The 18,950-nt window shown below is 30.3% G+C and carries 18 protein-coding genes; 10 read left to right on the top strand and 8 right to left on the bottom strand.

Annotated features, from left to right (window positions below):
* Nucleotides 1-38: 38 nt before the first annotated feature.
* From QEJ31_RS01885 to rpsL, 3 genes are all read right to left on the bottom strand, one after another.
* Nucleotides 39-812: an ABC transporter substrate-binding protein gene (locus tag QEJ31_RS01885; protein ID WP_280592095.1), complete on the bottom strand. Its 774-nt coding sequence runs from the start codon at nucleotides 810-812 to the stop codon at nucleotides 39-41.
* Between the two features lie 131 nt (nucleotides 813-943).
* Nucleotides 944-1,417: a 30S ribosomal protein S7 gene (gene rpsG / locus QEJ31_RS01880; RefSeq protein ID WP_158998506.1), complete on the bottom strand. Its 474-nt coding sequence runs from the start codon at nucleotides 1,415-1,417 to the stop codon at nucleotides 944-946.
* 157 nt (nucleotides 1,418-1,574) lie between these two features.
* Nucleotides 1,575-1,988, bottom strand: a complete 414-nt coding sequence (gene rpsL / locus QEJ31_RS01875) for a 30S ribosomal protein S12 (protein WP_148698002.1) — start codon at nucleotides 1,986-1,988, stop codon at nucleotides 1,575-1,577.
* Between the two features lie 402 nt (nucleotides 1,989-2,390).
* On the opposite strand from rpsL, the gene QEJ31_RS01870 reads away from it, so the two are divergent.
* From QEJ31_RS01870 to QEJ31_RS01855, 4 genes are all read left to right on the top strand, one after another.
* Nucleotides 2,391-4,814 carry a flagellar hook-length control protein FliK gene (locus QEJ31_RS01870; RefSeq protein ID WP_280592092.1) on the top strand — a complete coding sequence of 808 codons (2,424 nt, stop codon included), beginning with the start codon at nucleotides 2,391-2,393 and terminating at the stop codon, nucleotides 4,812-4,814.
* 42 nt (nucleotides 4,815-4,856) lie between these two features.
* Nucleotides 4,857-6,251: a flagellar hook capping FlgD N-terminal domain-containing protein gene (locus tag QEJ31_RS01865; RefSeq protein WP_280592091.1), complete on the top strand. Its 1,395-nt coding sequence runs from the start codon at nucleotides 4,857-4,859 to the stop codon at nucleotides 6,249-6,251.
* A 35-nt stretch (nucleotides 6,252-6,286) separates the two neighbouring features.
* Complete coding sequence (locus tag QEJ31_RS01860; protein ID WP_280592090.1) at nucleotides 6,287-7,663, top strand: flagellar hook protein FlgE; 1,377 nt, start codon at nucleotides 6,287-6,289, stop codon at nucleotides 7,661-7,663.
* A gap of 129 nt (nucleotides 7,664-7,792) precedes the next feature.
* Nucleotides 7,793-8,668: a fatty acid desaturase gene (locus tag QEJ31_RS01855; protein WP_280592089.1), complete on the top strand. Its 876-nt coding sequence runs from the start codon at nucleotides 7,793-7,795 to the stop codon at nucleotides 8,666-8,668.
* Here the strand turns inward: QEJ31_RS01855 and QEJ31_RS01850 are convergent.
* Entirely contained in the window at nucleotides 8,665-9,006 is a 342-nt protein-coding gene (locus QEJ31_RS01850; RefSeq protein WP_280592088.1) for a hypothetical protein, read from the bottom strand. The two genes, QEJ31_RS01855 and QEJ31_RS01850, sit on opposite strands and share 4 nt — an antisense overlap.
* Before the next feature lie 70 nt (nucleotides 9,007-9,076).
* On the opposite strand from QEJ31_RS01850, the gene QEJ31_RS01845 reads away from it, so the two are divergent.
* Nucleotides 9,077-10,060, top strand: a complete 984-nt coding sequence (locus QEJ31_RS01845) for a hypothetical protein (RefSeq protein ID WP_280592087.1) — start codon at nucleotides 9,077-9,079, stop codon at nucleotides 10,058-10,060.
* A gap of 61 nt (nucleotides 10,061-10,121) precedes the next feature.
* On the opposite strand, the gene QEJ31_RS01840 is transcribed toward QEJ31_RS01845, so the two are convergent.
* Nucleotides 10,122-10,445 carry a hypothetical protein gene (locus tag QEJ31_RS01840; RefSeq protein WP_280592086.1) on the bottom strand — a complete coding sequence of 108 codons (324 nt, stop codon included), beginning with the start codon at nucleotides 10,443-10,445 and terminating at the stop codon, nucleotides 10,122-10,124.
* 124 nt (nucleotides 10,446-10,569) lie between these two features.
* Here QEJ31_RS01840 and QEJ31_RS01835 point away from each other — a divergent pair, with 124 nt between their 5' ends.
* The 5 genes from QEJ31_RS01835 (at nucleotide 10,570) to QEJ31_RS01815 (ending at nucleotide 17,171) form a co-directional block, all read left to right on the top strand.
* A complete protein-coding gene (locus tag QEJ31_RS01835) occupies nucleotides 10,570-12,459 on the top strand; it encodes a hypothetical protein (RefSeq protein WP_280592085.1) in 1,890 nt (629 codons plus the stop codon).
* The gene (gene deoC / locus QEJ31_RS01830) at nucleotides 12,456-13,211 is read left to right on the top strand and encodes a deoxyribose-phosphate aldolase (protein ID WP_280592084.1); all 756 of its coding nucleotides are present in this window, start codon (nucleotides 12,456-12,458) and stop codon (nucleotides 13,209-13,211) included. The genes QEJ31_RS01835 and deoC overlap by 4 nt, the downstream gene beginning before the upstream one ends.
* 15 nt (nucleotides 13,212-13,226) lie before the next feature.
* Complete coding sequence (locus QEJ31_RS01825) at nucleotides 13,227-14,501, top strand: vitamin K epoxide reductase family protein (RefSeq protein ID WP_280592083.1); 1,275 nt, start codon at nucleotides 13,227-13,229, stop codon at nucleotides 14,499-14,501.
* Nucleotides 14,502-14,808: 307 nt separating this feature from the next.
* Nucleotides 14,809-15,555, top strand: coding sequence for a hypothetical protein (locus QEJ31_RS01820; protein WP_280592082.1), 747 nt, complete (start codon nucleotides 14,809-14,811; stop codon nucleotides 15,553-15,555).
* 251 nt (nucleotides 15,556-15,806) lie between these two features.
* The gene (locus QEJ31_RS01815; protein WP_280592081.1) at nucleotides 15,807-17,171 is read left to right on the top strand and encodes a hypothetical protein; all 1,365 of its coding nucleotides are present in this window, start codon (nucleotides 15,807-15,809) and stop codon (nucleotides 17,169-17,171) included.
* Nucleotides 17,172-17,242: 71 nt separating this feature from the next.
* Here QEJ31_RS01815 and QEJ31_RS01810 read toward each other — a convergent pair whose 3' ends face one another.
* The 3 genes from QEJ31_RS01810 to QEJ31_RS01800 form a co-directional block, all read right to left on the bottom strand.
* Complete coding sequence (locus tag QEJ31_RS01810) at nucleotides 17,243-17,590, bottom strand: histidine triad nucleotide-binding protein (protein WP_280592080.1); 348 nt, start codon at nucleotides 17,588-17,590, stop codon at nucleotides 17,243-17,245.
* Nucleotides 17,591-17,666: 76 nt separating this feature from the next.
* Nucleotides 17,667-18,092 carry a hypothetical protein gene (locus tag QEJ31_RS01805; protein ID WP_280592079.1) on the bottom strand — a complete coding sequence of 142 codons (426 nt, stop codon included), beginning with the start codon at nucleotides 18,090-18,092 and terminating at the stop codon, nucleotides 17,667-17,669.
* Entirely contained in the window at nucleotides 18,093-18,851 is a 759-nt protein-coding gene (locus QEJ31_RS01800; protein WP_280592078.1) for a transporter substrate-binding domain-containing protein, read from the bottom strand.
* Between the last annotated feature and the right edge of the window lie 99 nt (nucleotides 18,852-18,950).

Genomic DNA, 18,950 nt, shown 5'->3' with positions numbered 1-18,950 from the left:
CTTCAACTTTTTCTTTGTAATTTCATAACTATTGCAACTTAATACCACTTTAAAATCCCATATTTTTTTACTAATTTTTCCATTTCTCCACTTTTTATCATTTCTTTTACTGTTTTATTAACTTGCAAAATTCTTTCTGTTGATTCTTTTTTGTTCGGAGCAAATCCAAAATAAAGATCAGTGGTGTTTCCGCAACCAATTGTTTTTATCTGTACAGTGATATCTTGATTTTGTTTTAAAAAATATTTGACCACTACGGGATCTTCAACAAAAGCATCAATTTCTTGTTGTGTTAATTTAGTGATAAATTTTTCTAATACAATATCACCAAATGATTCATTAATTTTATTTTCATTTTCTTTATTTTTGGCAATATATTCATCTAACTCTTTGTAATAAGAATAATCTTTTGCAACACCTAATTTTAATTTTTCTAGGGATTTTAAATCAACAAACTTTATATTTCTCTTTTCAAGAGCAAAAAAACAGTTTCTGCTTTTTCCTATTTGAATTGATAATGGAAAGTCAGGAGCATCATCTTTTGATGCAGCTATAATAAGATCGTAAGTTCCACTTCTTGTTTCACTTATTGCTCTGGCCCAATTCATTGTTTCATATTTTATATTTTCTTTTCCAAATGCTTTTTGCAATATTTCTACGAGATATCCAGGATTTTCATCATTATGTTTACAGTTAAAGGGGCACCAGAGATCAGCACGAGCGTATATCTTTCCAAAATTCTTTTTTTCTTCAGCAAAGCTTAGTTGGGATAATAGTAAAAGAATAAGAAAACATAAATTTTTTAATTTCATGCAATTCTCCCATTTATGATCAAGCCTTTTCATTTTAATAGAATTTATTTAAATAAAAAAGGCTCACAAAAAATTTGTGAGCCTTTTTGCCAAAAAAAGATGTAAAAACAAACTGACGCAGAATGTTAAAATTAGAAACGATAGTGAGCGAAAGCTTTGTTTGCTTCTGCCATTTTGTGAACATCTTCACGTTTCTTGATAGCAGCGCCACGACGGTTAGCAGCATCTACAATTTCAGCAGCTAATTTGTCACGCATGGATTTTTCATTTCTCAAACGAGAATAGGAAATAAGCCAACGAAGTGCAAGAGCTTGTCTGCGTTCTGGACGTACTTCTACTGGAATTTGGTAGTTAGAACCACCAACACGGCGTGTTCTTACTTCAACTTGTGGTTTAAGATTTTCAAGAGCGCGTTTGAACACTGCAATTGCTTCTTCGCCTTGAGTTTTTTGGCTTACGATTTCAATTGCACCGTAAAAAATTTTTTCTGCAGCACTTTTTTTACCATCTTCCATCATACAGTTGATGAATTTTGTTACTAAAATATCGCCAAATACTGGATCTGGTAGTACTTCACGTTTTATAGGGCGACGTCTACGTGCCATAGTTTAGATTCCTTTTTAATAAGAGAAACTTCAAAGTTTCAAAAACCTTTACTCAAAAACTTGCAATTCATTTTGCCAAGTCTCTGTCCGCTAAGTTTGCCCTATTGCAGGCAGGGAGTAGGGGATCTCTCCTTTTTTAAGTAATAAAATTACTTAATTATTTCTTACCTTTTTTTGCTGGTTCTGCAGCTGCAGCACCACCTTTAGGACGTTTTGCGCCATAAAGAGAACGAGATTGACGACGCTTTGCAACACCAGTAGTGTCAAGAGCTCCGCGTACAATGTGATAACGAACACCAGGTAAGTCTTTTACACGACCACCACGAACAAGAACAACAGAGTGCTCTTGAAGGTTGTGACCTTCACCAGGGATATACGAAATAACTTCGATACCAGTAGTTAAGCGTACCTTTGCAACTTTACGAATCGCAGAGTTCGGCTTTTTAGGTGTAGTAGTGTAAACGCGTGTACAAACGCCACGACGTTGTGGGCACTCTTTAAGTGCTGGAGATTTGCTGCGGTAAGGATTTGGCTTACGACCGCTAGCAACAAGCTGGTTAATGGTTGGCATACGAAACCTTTCCTAGTATGTAGCCGTTTGTTCTTAAAAGAGCCGCTTTATTTGGCGTAAAGTTGGCTCACATCACTGCCTTTGGCAAGTGGGTGACAATAAAAAAGCTTGGTGTCAAAGTCAATCCTTTTTTTTCTTAGAAATCCTAGCAGGTAGGGGAAAAAATACTAGGAATTAAAATCCAGGAAAAAAAACGAATATTTATTAATATATTGAAATTACTGAATAAAAAAAATAAGAAGGAATTGGATTGGTCTATTTTGCCCAAAAAAGCTCTGACATTTCCATTGCTTCTTACCTAAGCCACAACTTTTTTAAACGGCAAGTTCGGGACTAAAGTTTTTTGGAATTCTTCGCTACTTTAAATCATGAAGATAAAGTTTTAAAAAGAGGGAAGAGGATATGATCCAAAATACTCCCAAATCTACCCAACTCATTACTTTCGGGGCAACAAACAGTCCCAAAAATGAAATTGAGGATAATTTTTCTACTGGAACAAAGTATGACTCCGCGAAAAACTCAAAAGAAACAAATAGGTTTGCAAAAGATACCAATAAGTTTGCTAAAGAATCCCTTCCTGTAGAACATGAAAAAGAAACATCTTTTCAAAAATTATTGAACAATAAAAAAATAGAAAATGATAGTGAACCAAACTCTTTCGAGCATTCTAGTAAAGAAAGTAAGAAAAATAGTGTTGTTAAAGACTTTGAACCAAATTACTTACTAAATAACTTTCTAAATATCCCAACTCAAATTCAAAGTAATTCTAGGGAGGATCTTTTTTTAGATAATCAAAAAGGAGATAGTATCTTAGAAAACCAAAAAAATAATCCTACTTTTTTGCAATTAAATAATAAGATAAGTAATGAATTGAATGAGAAAAATAATAAAAACTTTGATTTTAGTAGTATTTATATACCCTATGCAGATTATTTTGAGCCAAAAATAATGGATTTAAATCAAAACAATATGCAATTAAATTTTCCTGACGAAAATGGAAAATTTAAGAATAATTTATTCGATAATAAAATTAATTTTCAAGAATTAAGTAGTAATAAAAATGAAGTCTTAAAAAATATTTTTAATATCGGAAATAATCAAATTTTAAATAATAATTTTGATAATTTAAAAACTATGGAGATAAAAAATTTATTATCTTTAAATAGTATGAAAGAAATGGAGAAAAATTTCCCAAATAATGTTTTACTTAGTAATAATGAACAATTAATTCCGAAAAATATTCAAATAGAATTTAGTAGTAATTTAGCTCCAATTGAAAAAGAAAAAATTCCTGAACAATTTGATACAAAAATTCAAATTAAAGAAGAGTATAAAAATGATCTAATCAAACTTGAGAATGGGATTGAGTTACTGCCATTTAAAAATGACAAAAAAAATATAGTGGAAGGATTTTTTATATTAAAGAGTGAAAAAAATATTGGAAGTAAAGATGAAAATGGTGAGAAAATTTTTCTAGGAACAATTTTGACGAAAAACAATGACAAAAATTCATTTTTAATAGATGGAAATAAAATTGAATTTATCAATAGTGAAAATACTTCAGAAAATAAGCCAACTGCTTTTAAGAATGAAAAAAATGAAACATTTTCTCTACCTGTTTTCGTGAAAAATTTTTCTAGTAATGAAATTTTTAATGATAAAATTAAGGAAATTCCATCAAAAATAATTGAAAAAAATTCTTTACTAGATGGAATTAAAAAATTGCTAAGTTTTGATTCATTTAATTCTCCAAAAGAAGACAATATTATTGAAGAATTTAGTAATAATAATTTAGATATACCATTTCGAGATGTTCCTGAGAAAGCAAAAATTTATCCTATAAAAATAGATAAATTAGAAAATATTGAAAATATAAGTAAATTAAATATGATTATAAATAAAGGAGAGGAAAGTAAAAAAAATGATGAACCTGTAAATATAATGGGGAGTCAAAAAGTTTTTGTTGAAAATTTGGACAAAAAAAATGCATTAAAAATTAATAAAATGGAAGATATTATACCTCTAATGGAGAAACAAAAAATACAACCATTAGTAAATAAATTTGATAAACAAGAAGCATCTTTACAGTTTTCGGATTTTGAGCAAAATACAGGTGAATCTAAACAAAATAAAGAAACTATAAAATTAGATGACAAGCCAAGTGTTTTTGAAAAAACCATGTCATCACAAGTAAATGTTCCCATAGTCGTTTCAGATAAAAGTAATTCAGACTTTTCAAATCCTCTGATTTCATCTGCAACAAGAAGGGCAATAGATCTTTCAAACCAATTACAAGCTAGAGGTGGTGGAGTTGCAAAAGTGCAAATTCAAGATGAAAAATTAGGAACCATTGAATTAAATATTCAAATGAAAAAAGATAATAGTGTTTCGATGGAAATTAAAGCTTCAGATAGCAATTTAAAAACAGTATTAGAAAATAACTCTGATTCTCTGAAAAAAGCACTAGATAGTCAAAATATTTCTTTAACAGATTTTAAGGTAACTTCTTTAGAAACAAAGACCGTACATAATACTTTTGGCGCTATGAGTAGTCAGAATTTTTCCCAACAACAAAGCAGTAATCATAAACAGCAAGAATTTTCATTTCAGCAAAGTTTAAACCAAAATTCTTTTGCAGGAAACTCAGCAAATTCATTTATGAATAATAATGGGAATAATTACTCAGCTTATTTGGGTGATGAATTTAAAAATGTAAAAGTAGCTAATATTGGCAATAATAAAATAAATAATTTTCAGAATATGGAAAAAAATTCCACAACAAATATACAACGTGGTGCAAATGGTTCTATAAAAGTTATTGTTTAAATATGTTAATTTTTCAGTAAGTTTTTGTTAATGGAGAAAGTTATGTATATCGGAGAATCTAGAGGCGTAGCTAAAATACCTGAAAAAGCCCCTGAGCCACCTAAATCTGTTGGCCTAAAAATGGAAAAAGGTGATGATGCTCCAAATTTTGAAAATATGATTTATGAATCAAATCTTGCCAGGCAAGCTGAAATTGAAAAGGAAAAAAATGAAGCGGGTGGAGATTTCCGTCTGGGAGAAACAAAAAACGATCGAGAATTCAGAAAACAATTAGAAAAAGTGACTGGAAAAAAACAAGATTTAGCAAAAAATAAACTTGAAAGAGACGACTACTTAAATTTACTAGTTACGCAATTAAAATATCAAGATCCAAGTAAACCAATGGAACATTACGAAATGGCCTCACAAATGGCTCAATTTAATACAGTTGAGCAATTAATGGGTGTTAATAAAGTGCTCACTGAAATGAAAAAAATGCAAAATGATGCAAAAGCTGAAAAACTTTCTCAATATTTAGGAAAAGATATTGAGATACAAGGTAACAATATAAAATTAACCGGTGATGGTAAAGCTAATTTAGCTAAGTTTGAACTTCCAGCTGCAGCTGCAAATGTCATTGCTGAAATAAGAGATGAGCATTCAAAAGTTATAAAAAGTATTCCAATGGGTGCATTGCAGCCAGGTGTTAATAAAATAAATTGGGATGGAACAAATGATAAAGGTGTAAAACAACCGAACGGAACATATACTTTTAATATTTTAGCTTCTTCCGAAGATGGAAAACCAATGACTGCTAAAACCTCTTACATTGCTAAAGTTGAAGGAATTACGGATATTTTAGCTGGAGGAAAATTGGATACAGATGTTGGATCTGCTGATCCGGCGAAAATAATTGCAATTCGAAATCCTGAGCCAGTAACAGCTCCTATTCAGACAAAGCCACAAAAAAATCAATTAGTATCTAGTGCGCAATTAAAAGAACCAGTGAAAAATTTACAAGAAATAGGTGAGCATGCTGGGCAATTAACACCAGCATTCAAACCTGATGAAGATAAATTTGATGCAGCTGCAAGCAAAAATATAGATGAATTTAAAGCAAATCATTTAAATTCTGTAACACAAGGTAACGAAAATAAAGTTTTTGAAAGCGATTTTGCGGGAGCAAAAAATAAAGTTTTTGAAAATGATAATGGAACTGGAAAAAATAAAGCTGTGCCAGGAAAAACAAATCCCAATGATGTATTTTCTGAGCCAAAATTAAATTTAACTGAATATAAAAATCAAAATAAAGTTACGGAGCCAAAAGAAGCTTCAACACGCACTGGTAATGTTTCAAGTCCTCCAAAGCAAAGAGCAGTTGAAAATTATCAAGAACCAAAGGCAGCCCCTAAATATGGAGGTGCACCCACAGTCAATGGGATAAACGGTAGAACTTAGGACTTTAAGATTATAATTTTTGAAGGAATGCTGATATGCCTATTAATTATGCCTTATTTAGTGCGGTTTCTGGCTTAGGAACAAATGCTGATGGAATGTCTGTTGTCGCAAATAATATTGCAAACGCCAATACAAAATCATTTAAAACAGATAGAGCAGAATTCGAGGACATGCTTGCTGTTACTTTAAATGAGAGATCCCAATTAGGCCGTGGTGCGAGGCTTAGGAATATAACCACATTATATAATCAAGGTGCTGTTACGAATACGGGACAAATTACAGATTTAAGTGTTCAAGGTGATGGATTTTTTGTGATTAAAAGCGATGTGGCAGAGGTCAAAGAGTCAAATGGCCTTTTCTATACCAGACAAGGAAGCTTTCGCTTTGATAAAGACGGAAAATTAACAGATCCGACTGGTGCTCGAGTACAAGGTTACATGCCCGATCCTGATAGTAACAACAGGCTTTCTGTTAAAATGACTGATATGCAGATCATAACAAATATTATTCCACCAAAACCAACTAATATCGTAAATATAGTTACAAATTTGGATGTGAGAGAAAGACCTCCGGTAGATGATTTTGACTTATCACGTCCAGCAGATACTTCAAATTTTGCCAGTGCTGTTACCATTTTTGATAATTTTGGCTATGGGCGGCAAGCTGTTATTTATTATACCAGAACTACAGACGCAACAAAAAATGAATGGCACTGGTATGCAACTGTTGATGGCCAGGAGATCTCTATGAATCCTCCGGTAAATGAAAAAGGAAAGGTTTTACCTGCGGTTATTGCGGAAGGAGTAGTTGAATTTGATGAAGATGGGAAACCTATTTTAAATTTTAAAAACAAGGCTGGAACACCCATTCAAATAGATTATATAAATAAAACAGATGCTTTTGATGTCCAATTTGTAAATGGGGCAAGACCACAAAAACTTCAATTCAATTTTGGTCCAACTATTGATGAAGATGGTATTGTTGGGACTCAAGGTTCAACGAGTTTAGCTGCTAAATCTGGGGTGGCTTTCCACTCTCAAGATGGTTATGAGGCAGGGTATTTAAAAACTCTTAAAATAGATTTAGATGGCATTATTAGAGGTACTTATACGAATGGTTTGGAAAGAAGACTGGGGGCTGTGGCTTTAGCTGTCTTTCAAAACACTCATGGGTTGCAAAAAATTGGGCGTAACAACTACATTGCAACTCCAAAAGCTGGTGAAGCGAGGATAGGTCTTCCGCAAACTCTCTCTAGGGGGAGTATCTATTCAGCAAGTTTGGAAGAATCAAACGTTGATTTGGCACAACAATTTGTGGATATGATATTAACCCAAAGAGGATTCCAAGCCAACTCAAAAGCGGTTACTACAACTGATACCATGTTAGAAGAAGTAATTAATTTAAAAAGATAATTTTAAATTAATGTAAAAAAATGAGAAGATACAATTGCATTTTCAAGAGAAATTGATAAATGTGGAGCGTTGATATAAATTCTATAGTAATGATAAATATAGAGTTTATTTTTTTAATGCAGAAAGTTTATGAATAATACTGAAAATTCCATCAATATACTTAAAAAAAAATCCGCTTGTGGTAATTTATTTTGGGGACTTAGCACAATTTTTTTTCATATAACAATTCTATTTATTCCGATTGTTATTTGTTTTTTTCTTCAATTTGAAAATAATTTTATTTTTCTTGTTTTTTCAGTATTTTTTATTATATTAAATGGCACTAGAATGCGTGCTCTTGGAAATATTATTCATGAGTGTAGTCATTTTAATTTTGTTTCTTCAAGGAAACAAAATTATTATATAGGAAAAATATTATCTGCTCTTGAATTTTCTTGCTTTGATAGATATTTAAAAGATCATCACTCGCATCATAAGTATTTAGGTGATTTAAATCTTGATAAAGATTTTATTTCTCGACAAATTATTGGTGTTTGTAGTAAAAATAAATTTTCATTAAAAACTCTTTTTAAGGTTGTACTATCTCCTAAAAATTGGTTTCTTCTTATTAAAAATTCATTCGTGTTAAATTATACAGAGAAAAAAAATTTTTTCATTCATAGTGTTACATTCATAATGATTTTTTTTCTCTGTTTGTTTTTTGGATTTAAAATAATCTTTCTTTTTCTTTTACTTCCTTTTTTTACATCTTATCAAATGTGTAAAATATTGTCTGACTATTTAGACCATGGCGGTCTTTATTATCAAATTGAAAAAGAAGAGAAAACTAGAAATCACATATTTTCTATTCCGTTATTAAATGCTATATTTTTTCCTAGAAATGATTGTTATCATTTGGTACATCATCTTTATCCTACGTTACCAACATCTTATTTACCTGAAATGCATCAAAAATTGATTAAAACAGACCAAGACTATGCTAAAAAGAGACACAATATTTTTTAAGGCCAAAGTAAATATTGGCTTCCAAAAGGATCTCTTCCTTCCCTAATATAATGCAAGGCTGATTTTTCTTTTAATTCGACATCATCATATGATAAAAAAGTATAATCACCATTTGCTTTTTCTATAGTCAATGTATTTGCTTGTCTTGGATTAATTGCTTTGATATCTACTCTATCACCTTGATCCCAGTCATCTCCTTTTTTGCGAATGATTTTGACTTCATCTCCTTCTTCCATATCATGTAATTTTGGGGGAGGAACGCGGCGAATTGTTTCTTTTACCCCATCCTTATAATATTCGACATTGTAAGGTGTTCGATCATATACTGGCAAAACCACTGATCTCTCCCTTAATAGGCAAAAAATGCTTAGTATGGTGATCGGAAAATTTTATGTAAGGCTTAAATTTATGAAAAAAATTAAATATATCATCCTTTTATTGCTAAACATTTTGTTTTTACCTCTCTATATTTTTTTTGGTTTTATTAGTTTCTTTCTCACTTTTTTACCTATCTTTCCTACCCAAACAGCAAAGCAAAATTTAAGACAACAGCTTAATATTAAAGGTTTTAAATCGAATATATTAATAACACAGGTCTACTTAAATTACTTATATTACTTTATTGAAGCTTTTATTTTTCAAAAGTTAAATTTAAATATATGTGAATTTAGCGATAATTTTATTTATCAAGATTTTTATGCTGAATTAAAGAAAAAATATCCAGCTTTAAGTGAAAAAGGAATTGTTTATATTTTATCGCATATGGCAAATGTAGAAATGTATTCTTTACCTGTCACAGAAGAAGTAGTAAAGGGAAAACATAATAAAGTTTATGCTTTAGCTCAGCCAGCAAAGTTCCAATGGGTAAATAAATTATTGAGCTGGTATCGAGTACGCCCAGGTATGGGTGTTGTTATGACGGACAAATCCTTATTTCATAAAATGGAAAAGCTCATTCAATCAGGGAAAGCTTCATTTTGCATGCTGGTTGACCAAAAACCGAAAAGTGGCGGATTATTTATTCAGTTTTTTAATGACTATGCAGCATTTCCAACCTCCGGACTAAGAATGTGTATGAATCAAGGAATGGTTATTGCTTATGCAGCTGCTTACCGTGTTATGCCTGGAGTAGTAAGATTGAAAATGCAAAGTGGAAAAAACCCGCATTTAAAGAAAAATATTCTTGAAAATTATCAGCAAATATATGCAAAAGATGAGTATTTAATTCCAGCAGAATTGTTTGCCAAAGATAAAATAAAAGAGAGAGAAACAGAAGTCGCCTCTGAGATGGCCTATTTTACAAAATGGATAGAAGAGCAAATTCGGCAACATCCAAATCAATGGTGTTGGGACTACAGAAAATGGTCAAGAAAACCTAATATTGAGGCATAAAAAAAAACTTCTTGCACTTTTAATTTAACAAGAAGTTTAATTAGAAAATAAAGGAAAAAAATTAAATGATTTCTCTACCTGCTATTGTTCCTGCTGTACGACTAGAACAACCGCAAGTTCTGTTGCCAGCTGATTCAAACATGGAACCACAAGTAAGGCAGCGACGAACGCGTACGTGAATAGGGGATAAACCAGCTAAACGTCTAGCAATGTTTTTTTGCTCGATATCTTTAATCACACTTGGAGGAAGTGTTTTGACTCTTTGTCCATTCTCATATCTCTCCCCGTTGGCAAGATCGGAAGTTTGGCTAGGCTGGTGTTCTTTTGTAGTAGAACACTCTTGTCCATTAGCTAGGGTGATTGAGCGTTGACGAAGTAAAAACATAGTGACCTCATTTTATATAAATTGGAATATTTATAAGATATGTATTGTCTAGGCGAATCATGCCTGAAAACAGAAAGCTAAATGACTTCAGGAGAAATTTCTTTGATATGGATCAATAATAACTATGATATATGATACTTTTTGTAAAAAAATTAAAAAATACATATCCTTACATTTTTTGACCCTTCTTTTCTTTTTTAGTTTTAGCTCTTGCCGCTCGGTAAATGAAGCTGAAATTCAGTTTTTTGAGCAAAACTCCAATCCTTATAACCCTTCTATCGATAAAAACATTCTCATAATGAGCAGTTATGTCGATGTAAACCCATTTCAGGAAGAAGGGCTAGTTTGGGCACCATTTATTCTTCCAAATGAAAACTGGCTGTCTATCCTTCCCTCTGATTCTTTAATTGGCTATTGGAATGGAGCTAATAACCCTATTTTACCACCTGAACCAGGAAATTGTCGTATTGTAGATGACTCCGAAATAAGCAATTTACCAAAAGGTGAACTTAAACGAATTCAATTTGAATCAGATAGTTTATTTCCACATCACAATTATAAAAAACTATTTTTTTTAATGAGTTCTGAAAGCAAAAAACCATTTGCTATGGTTAAAATGAATTCTGAAGGAAAAGCGAGTTGTTTTATTGCACTTAAAAAATATGTAATATCAAGTGGCTATGGGGATTTAAGACGAGAATTTCAAGTCGAAGGGGAATTAACAAATGTTAAAGTCCCTTTCTTTGATAGCAGTTATGCAAAGATAGTTCCGAAGGGAATAAATGGAATAAAAAATGGTGACATTCTTCGATTAGGAAGAACACTTTCAGAAGAAAATTTGAAAAAAATTGAAGAAAATTTTCAAGCTGGAAGTTTGTTAATCCCTTCAAAGATAGCTAGAGATCTTTTTTCAATAGGAAACATTCAAACCAAAAGGATGAATGTCGATGAATATCAAAAAACTTCAATTTTCATTGGAGAAAAACCTTTTGAAATTCAATTAGAACCAGCCTTGTATACTTTTGCAATTTTACGCAAGAATAAATTAGTTTGCTTAAAAACAATCGAACTTTCTGATAACGAAATCTTTGAGTTAAATTGTGAGGGAGAGGATAAATATTTTCTTGATTCCGAACAAGAAAGTAATAGTTATATTTTTGATAACTCAATTTTTCCAATCCAATTAATGGAGTCAAATGTTTTTTTAAGTTGGTTGTTTGCAAGTAATAAAATATTATTAGCAAATTTTTATAATGTTAACTTAGATTTTGAAATAAAAAACGATCTTGATCAAGAGGTCAATAAAAAATTAAACTTTATAGCAAAAAATCAAGACAACAAATATGTTTCATTTTCTAATAATTTTTTAATCAGTCAATTAAATTCAATGAATGAAATGAATCATTTTGATTTTAATAAAATTTATTTGGGTGTTTCTGGAAAAATGCTATCGTCGAACGTTTCCTTCTTGCGAAATGAAAGCCAAAATTTACCTTTTCTAGGGATACCCTTGGGTGGTACTGGGGAAAAAAATATTGCGCATAATGCAGTGCCTTTTTCTGCTTTTACAAAAATTAACAGATTAGTTTATCGACCAGAATTTTTAAAATATACAAATGTTCAAGCTAGCAATGGAGTTACTTTTAGTATCTTTGAACCACTTACTCTTTTAGATAATGACAGTATGTTTTCCAGTTATGTACAGCAAAAATTTAGATTAAGAGTACTTATTCCTGAATGGAATTCTACCAGTGTAGTAGAAATGTATGTAAATGGTAAATTGCGGAGGAGATGGGTTCTGGATAGAGGAGACTTATCAAAACCTTTTTCAGCTAGTTTTGAAGAAAATATTATGGAAACAAAAGCTTTTACCGTAAGATGGCTGGCATGGGGGGATGAATATCTACCCGATTTTTTGGTAGGAACTCACAATTCAATCCCATTTGCTATTACTAGAGATTTTTGTGTTGATTACAGTGGAGATGGTATATGTCATGTGGAGCAGCAAAAATGATAAAATTTGTACACTCTGAATTAGAACAAGATTTTTACTGGCAAAATAAAATTAAAGAATCATTTAATACTCTTGATTTTGCTAATTTAATTGATTCAACGTTATTAAAGCCTTCTGCGACTAAAAGTGAAATAAATAAGTTATGTGAAGATGCTCTCTCTGCTAAATTTCGTTCTGTCTGTGTTCCTCCATGTTATACAAAAGAAGCCAAGCTAAAATTAAAAAATTCAGTTGTAAAAGTATGCACAGTTTTAGGTTTTCCGCTTGGATATACCTCTACTGCTGCAAAAGTAGAAGAAATGAAAAGTATAATGGATTCTGTGGATGAATTCGATTTTGTGCAAAATAACACTTTTGTCAAAAATAGTGAGTTTAATTCTTTAGAAAAAGAATATTTATTGATAGTTGAAAATGCAAAAGATAAGTTAGTTAAAGTGATTTTAGAAACAGCTTTATTGTCTACTGAAGAAATTTATAAATGTACTCTTATTGCGGCAAAATGCGGCATTCATGTAATTAAAACTTCAACTGGTTTTTCTTCAAGAGGCGCAAGCCTTCAAGATATTGAAGTAATAAAAAATGCATTAAATGCTTATCAACAAGAAACTGGAAATGTAGTAGGAATAAAAGCAAGTGGTGGCGTTCGTTCTATCGATGACGCTTTTGCTTTTGTTCAAGCTGGAGCTACTCGTTTGGGTACAAGTGGTGGTAATGACATCATTAAAGGTAAGCTAAATAATTCTAATTACTAATTGAAAAGGAAGGTTATGCAATCGACTGACCAAGAAAATATTTTCACATCTAAATTAAATGTAACATCAATCATTCTGAGTGTTATTGGTTTTTCTGTTTCCTTGTATTCATTAATTGTGCATTTACAAGTTACTTTAAAAAGTAGTGGAAAACAGCTTTGTGATTTTAATTCAACTGTAAGTTGTTCAGCAGTGATTGGCAGCTCATTTGGTGAAATAGCATCTATACCTTTGGGTGCTTACGGAATGACTTTTTTTGCAATCCTATTTTCAGCTGCAATTTTACCAAAATTTACACAGGTAACAAAAAAATGGTTAGCACAACTTGAATTAATGTTGGCAGGTTTAGGTTTTATTAGTGTTATTTGTTTAGCATACATTTCTTATTTCAAATTGCAGTTAGTATGCCCTGCTTGTTCTATTGTTCATATTACTGTTCTTTTATATTCGGGAATGAAAGTTTTTGAATATATTAAAGTAAAAAATACACCAGTTGGTCCGAAGAATGATGCTTTTATTCGTTTTATGGCTGTCTCTTTATGCCTGGGGCTTCCTCCGTTAGCAATTGGCCTTCTTGCGCCAATTATTGCACCTTATTTTTCTAGCTCCGATAAAGATAAAACTTCTTCTTCCGTAAATAATTCAACTGCTCCGGTAAATAATTCCAATCCTGGCAATATGCAACAAATGAATAATTTAATGAGTTTTAATAAAACAAATTTTGTTGGTAATGGTGAAGATTATCGCAGGGGAAGTGATTCAGCTAAAGTGGTTGTGCAAGTTTTCTCTGATTTTGGTTGTCCACATTGTCGTATTGCAACTGAAGGTATGACTAAAGCTCAAGATGCTTTTGGATTAGAAAAAGTAGTCATAGTTTATAAGTTTTTTCCTTTTAGTAACAAGTGTAATCCACATATTTCGCATGAAGGAGTTTATCCATACAGCTGTACACTCGCTGAAGCTGCGCGTTGTGCAGGACAACAGGGAAAATTTTGGGAATTTAAAACTTGGGCATTTGAGGGACAAACATGGAATAATGCCCAAAGAGCCGAAAATTTTTCTTCTGACGGTTTAAAAAAGCATGTAGGAGAAATGGGGCTAAATACAAATGCTTTTGAGCAATGTATGAATTCGCATGTTGAAGTACAAAAGTTAAAAGATGATGCTGGATTTGCAAATAAATTAGGAATTGAAGGGACACCTTTGATTTATATTAATGGGCAACAATATAATGGAGAGCATAGTGCTGAGGCATTTTTGCAAGCGTTTGGTCAAGCATATGGAAAATAAACTTAAATGTTTCTTCTGAGTATAAAAAATCAGATAAAAAAGAAAATTTCGTTAATTATTATAGCTGTATTCTTACATTTTATGCTTATTGGCGGTATTATTTTTTATAATTCTTTTCACTTACCAAATTTTAAAAGTTATCGACAATTATTGAATCCTCCCATAAAGGTTACAATTATAGAAAAAAAAAAGTTCTGAAGATGTAATAGCTTCTTCTAAAGAACAAAAAAAGAGAATTGAAAGTCCTTTAACTCCAACAAGAAAAGAAGAAAAAAAAAGAAACTTGCCTTCTAGAAGCAAACCTATTGTGGAAAAAACTGACAATAAAAATACAAAGCAAGTTATTTCTGAAAACGAAAAAGGTGCAAAAAATTTACTTAATTCAAAAAGTATAAAAAACAAAAATGTAATTGAGTATAATGATTTCCTACCTATAATTGGTGACAATAATATTCTGGTAAAAGATCAAACTAGTGACTCTTATTCTTCTAAAAAAAGAGAGAAATTAGCCAAAGAAACAATTTTTCCCAGCAAATTAATCCACATTAAAAATGAACTTGAATTTAATCACTTACATCTACCAGATGTACTAGTGGAAATTTTTTCTGCTTCTAAAGTACATGTTAGCTTAACTAAACAGGATTCTAATTGGATTATTAATAAAATTCATAGTAAAAATGCGTATTTTAGAGCTTATTTTTATCATAAAATATTGGAAATTTTAGAAAATAATAGATTGCTTCTAGAAATAGAAAGAAGTGATATTAAAAAAATAGACTTAACTTTAAATTTTTTGAAAAAAAGTTCTTTAGACGAAGAAATTGGAATTTATAAAAATATAATTATCGAAGATAATCATATTTTTTTTGATTTTCAATACATTCAAAAACCTAAAAAATATGAGATTATTCAAGGCGGTTTAAATGTTATAGCTCTCGGAGAACAACTTAAAGAAGCTGTGTTTCCCAAAGAGTACGAAAATTTGCCTGAAATAATTGAATTAAAAAAATCAAAAGCATTTTTAACAGATCTCTATAATGTGAAAATAAAATAGACATAAACTTTCCTAGTGTATTAGTACTTTTTATTTATATTTTTAATTTCGAATCGTATTAAAATAAAAATTTTTTCTATTAGAAAAATTTAAAAAATAATTTCTAAAAAAATTGACTTTTATTAATTATTTGTTTTAAACAAAAAAACGAAAAAAGTTATGGTAATCTTAATTTTTTAGATATTACTACATATTATTTTCAAATAACTGCAATTTGCAGAATTAATAAGCTAATTCTTTAGGAGAAAAAAATGCTTGCTAAAAATATATTAGTTGCAACTTTAAGTTTAACATCTGTAGCTTTATATAGCTGTGGTGGGAAAAATAATAAAACGACAACAGCAGCGGAAAAAAATTCAGAAACCAAGAAAATAAATACAAACTTTGTACTTCGTACAGGGCAAAATTGGCAAGTAAGTGAAAAAATAGCAATTGAAGGATCCGTTAAATGTGAATCTGAAAAAGAATTCCGTCCCCTAAAAATAAATAGCGCAGATCCGACACTCCTAGTAATTGCAGATAAAGCTTGTGAAATTAAAATTAATAAAATTATTGACTCAAGTAACGATACAAATTCTATTACATGGGAAGCTGCAGCTGGTAAAGAATTGAGTTTAAATTTAACTGCTAATAAAACTATAAGTTTTTCAGATAACTTTGGTGAATTTAAAAATAGCTCAAATAATTTAGAAATAATGTACCTAAATGCTAAAAAAGAAGCAGAAGGAGCTTTAAACCTCTTCTTTAAAGATGACAATAAGGCAATTACTCCAACAGTGGCAAACAGCATAATAAAAGAAATAGATAAAAATGCATTAACTAAAAAATTACTTTGGGTTGGAATTGGCAATGGCACTAATGGTTTAGGAAATGGTTATACTGTTGAATACAGTTATAAAACACAAAGAAATTTAGGATCCAAAGATTTTACAAAAGTTGATGGTTTTAAATTAAAAATTTCTGGACTACAAGCAGGTGCGCTTTGTGTAATTGCAAAAACAAGTGATAGTATTACTTTAACATCTACTGAGTTTAATAATCACATTGCTGGTACAAGTCCCAACGTTAAGCTTAAAGTTTGTCCTACAGATTTCACAGAATTTGATAATGAAAATTATACTATGTACACTATGATTTCTTCTACATCTAATCAAGTTAATACATACCAATTTAATAAAGTTACTCTTCCAACTGAAGAAGCAGCAGCTAATCTTGCTGACGAAAGAAATCAATTGCTACAAATTGGCAAAGAAAACAGTATAAAAATTATAACTGATGATATAGACGCTAAAATAACAGCACTTCTTCTTTCAGATAAAGAATCAGAGTACAGTAATGCTAAGACTGCTTTAGATCCAGTAACTGATGCTGCTGTAATACAAGCGCTTACAGACTTTGATACTGAGTTAGATAAAGAATTAAATAAACAACCTATTAATTATGCTGCAATACTTACTATGTTGAATACTTTTAAAAATGATCTAAGTATAAATCAAACTGCTAAAAATACTCGTGCTAATTATACTGAAGCACAAATTAAATTAGCAGAGTATAACATCTCAAAAGCTTCTAAGTTAACAAAAATTGAAGAAACCTTTGCAAATTTAAATGATTAAATCTTTAAAACAGGATATTATTTAAGTAGCTTTGCTTTACTATAAAGAAATGCTACTTTTTTCATATTTCTTTATCCCGGCGGCCAAGCTAAACTACGACCACCCATGACATGGCAATGCATATAATAAACAGTTTGTCCTCCATGTTCACCATTATTCATAATTAATCTGTAGCCAGATTTATCTATGCCTGTTACTTCGGCAACTTTTTTGGCAGCAAAGAGCACTCTCCCCATTTGTTCAATATCAGATTCACTAGATGTTGCGACATTTACAATTTTTCTTTTTGGGATAACTAATACATGAACAGGTGCTTGGGGGGAAATATCATGAAATGCGAGAGTAAACTCATCTTCATATACTGGTTTGCAAGGGATTTCTCCAGTTAAAATTTTTTCAAATATAGTTTTTTCAGACATATAAACCTCACAGATAAAACATAATTCGAGCTACCAGGAGGACAGTAACAAATATTGTTCAAATTTTAAATACAAATTATTGGCTTAATAAAAAAGATGATTCTTTCATTTTCAAGCGAATATTACTATAGTCTGATAAAATAATTCTATTATCATTTGTATTTAAGTAATTAGCATACAAAATAGTAATTAATGGTGTTTTGTCTGGTTTGAAATCAGAGACAGCAAAGTGTTGACCAGGTACTATTTCATAAGATACTACTTGAATTAAATTGTTTACTGCATAGTCATTTGTATACTGATCTTTCTTTAAAAACCAAGTTGAAGCTGGCATTTTTTTAAATTCATCTAAAATTTTTTCTTCATAAATAAAAATAATGTCAATTGGAATTGCAGAATTATTATTTGCGTTTAAATCTATATTTGCTTCCAAATGCATTTTTGATGTACTGCATGATAGAAAAAAAATACTCATTGGAAAAATAGTAGCAATATTTTTCATTTAGTTATTCCTAATATTATATTTATTTGCAATGTTTTTGTAACTGTATGTTTTTTTAATTTTTTTCAAAATACTATTAAATTCATAATATCTTTCTTTATTTAAAGAGCTTATTTTTGAAAAATAAGCGTTTCTTGATAGTTTTTCATACAACTGAGTGCTTCTTCTTTCAATACGATTTAGCTCTGGAAATTTATTTTTGTATTTATCGATAACGTACTCACAAGTAATTTGATCACATAGAAAATAGTCTATTTCATTGAAATAAACCTTAAGAAGCGCATTTAGATAGTTATTATTTCCTGAAACTGGAACAAGATTATAATTTTTATTTTTTTTTAAACTTATGTCTGAATATCCAGAAGGCACACCAATTGTAAGTTTTGTCAAAAAACTTTGAGTAAAATCAAATTTTTTTCGGAAAAAAACATGATTCATTTGAAAGATTGGATCGCTAGATAGTAAGTTAGAACTTTCATTTTTTTTTATACTATTATGAAGTAATACTGAAAAATAACCTACTTCAGTTTTCTGGACAGCATCATTACAGTCAGTGATACTAAAACTATATTCAACTTTCATGGCACGAAAAATTAATGCTAGTAACTCAACTTCAGAACCTTTAAATTTATTATTTTCATAGAAGAAATAAGGTGGACTGTGGCAAGATACAACTTTAATGATATTAGATTCTTCTGCAAAACTAAAATTTAATTTGCAAAAAGTAATTAATAATATAAAAGTAATCTTTAATTTCATATTTATCCTTAATTAATATAATACTACTATAATTTTCTTAATATTAAGAAAATTAAAAGTAACAATAATCTAACACAAGGCAAAATTTACTTAGTTTAA

This window comes from Pigmentibacter sp. JX0631 (assembly GCF_029873255.1).
In the GTDB taxonomy this organism is placed as follows: Bacteria; Bdellovibrionota_B; Oligoflexia; order Silvanigrellales; family Silvanigrellaceae; genus Silvanigrella.
The sequence above is the reverse complement of the archived record's forward strand: the minus strand, read 5'-3'. Positions and strand labels throughout refer to the sequence as shown.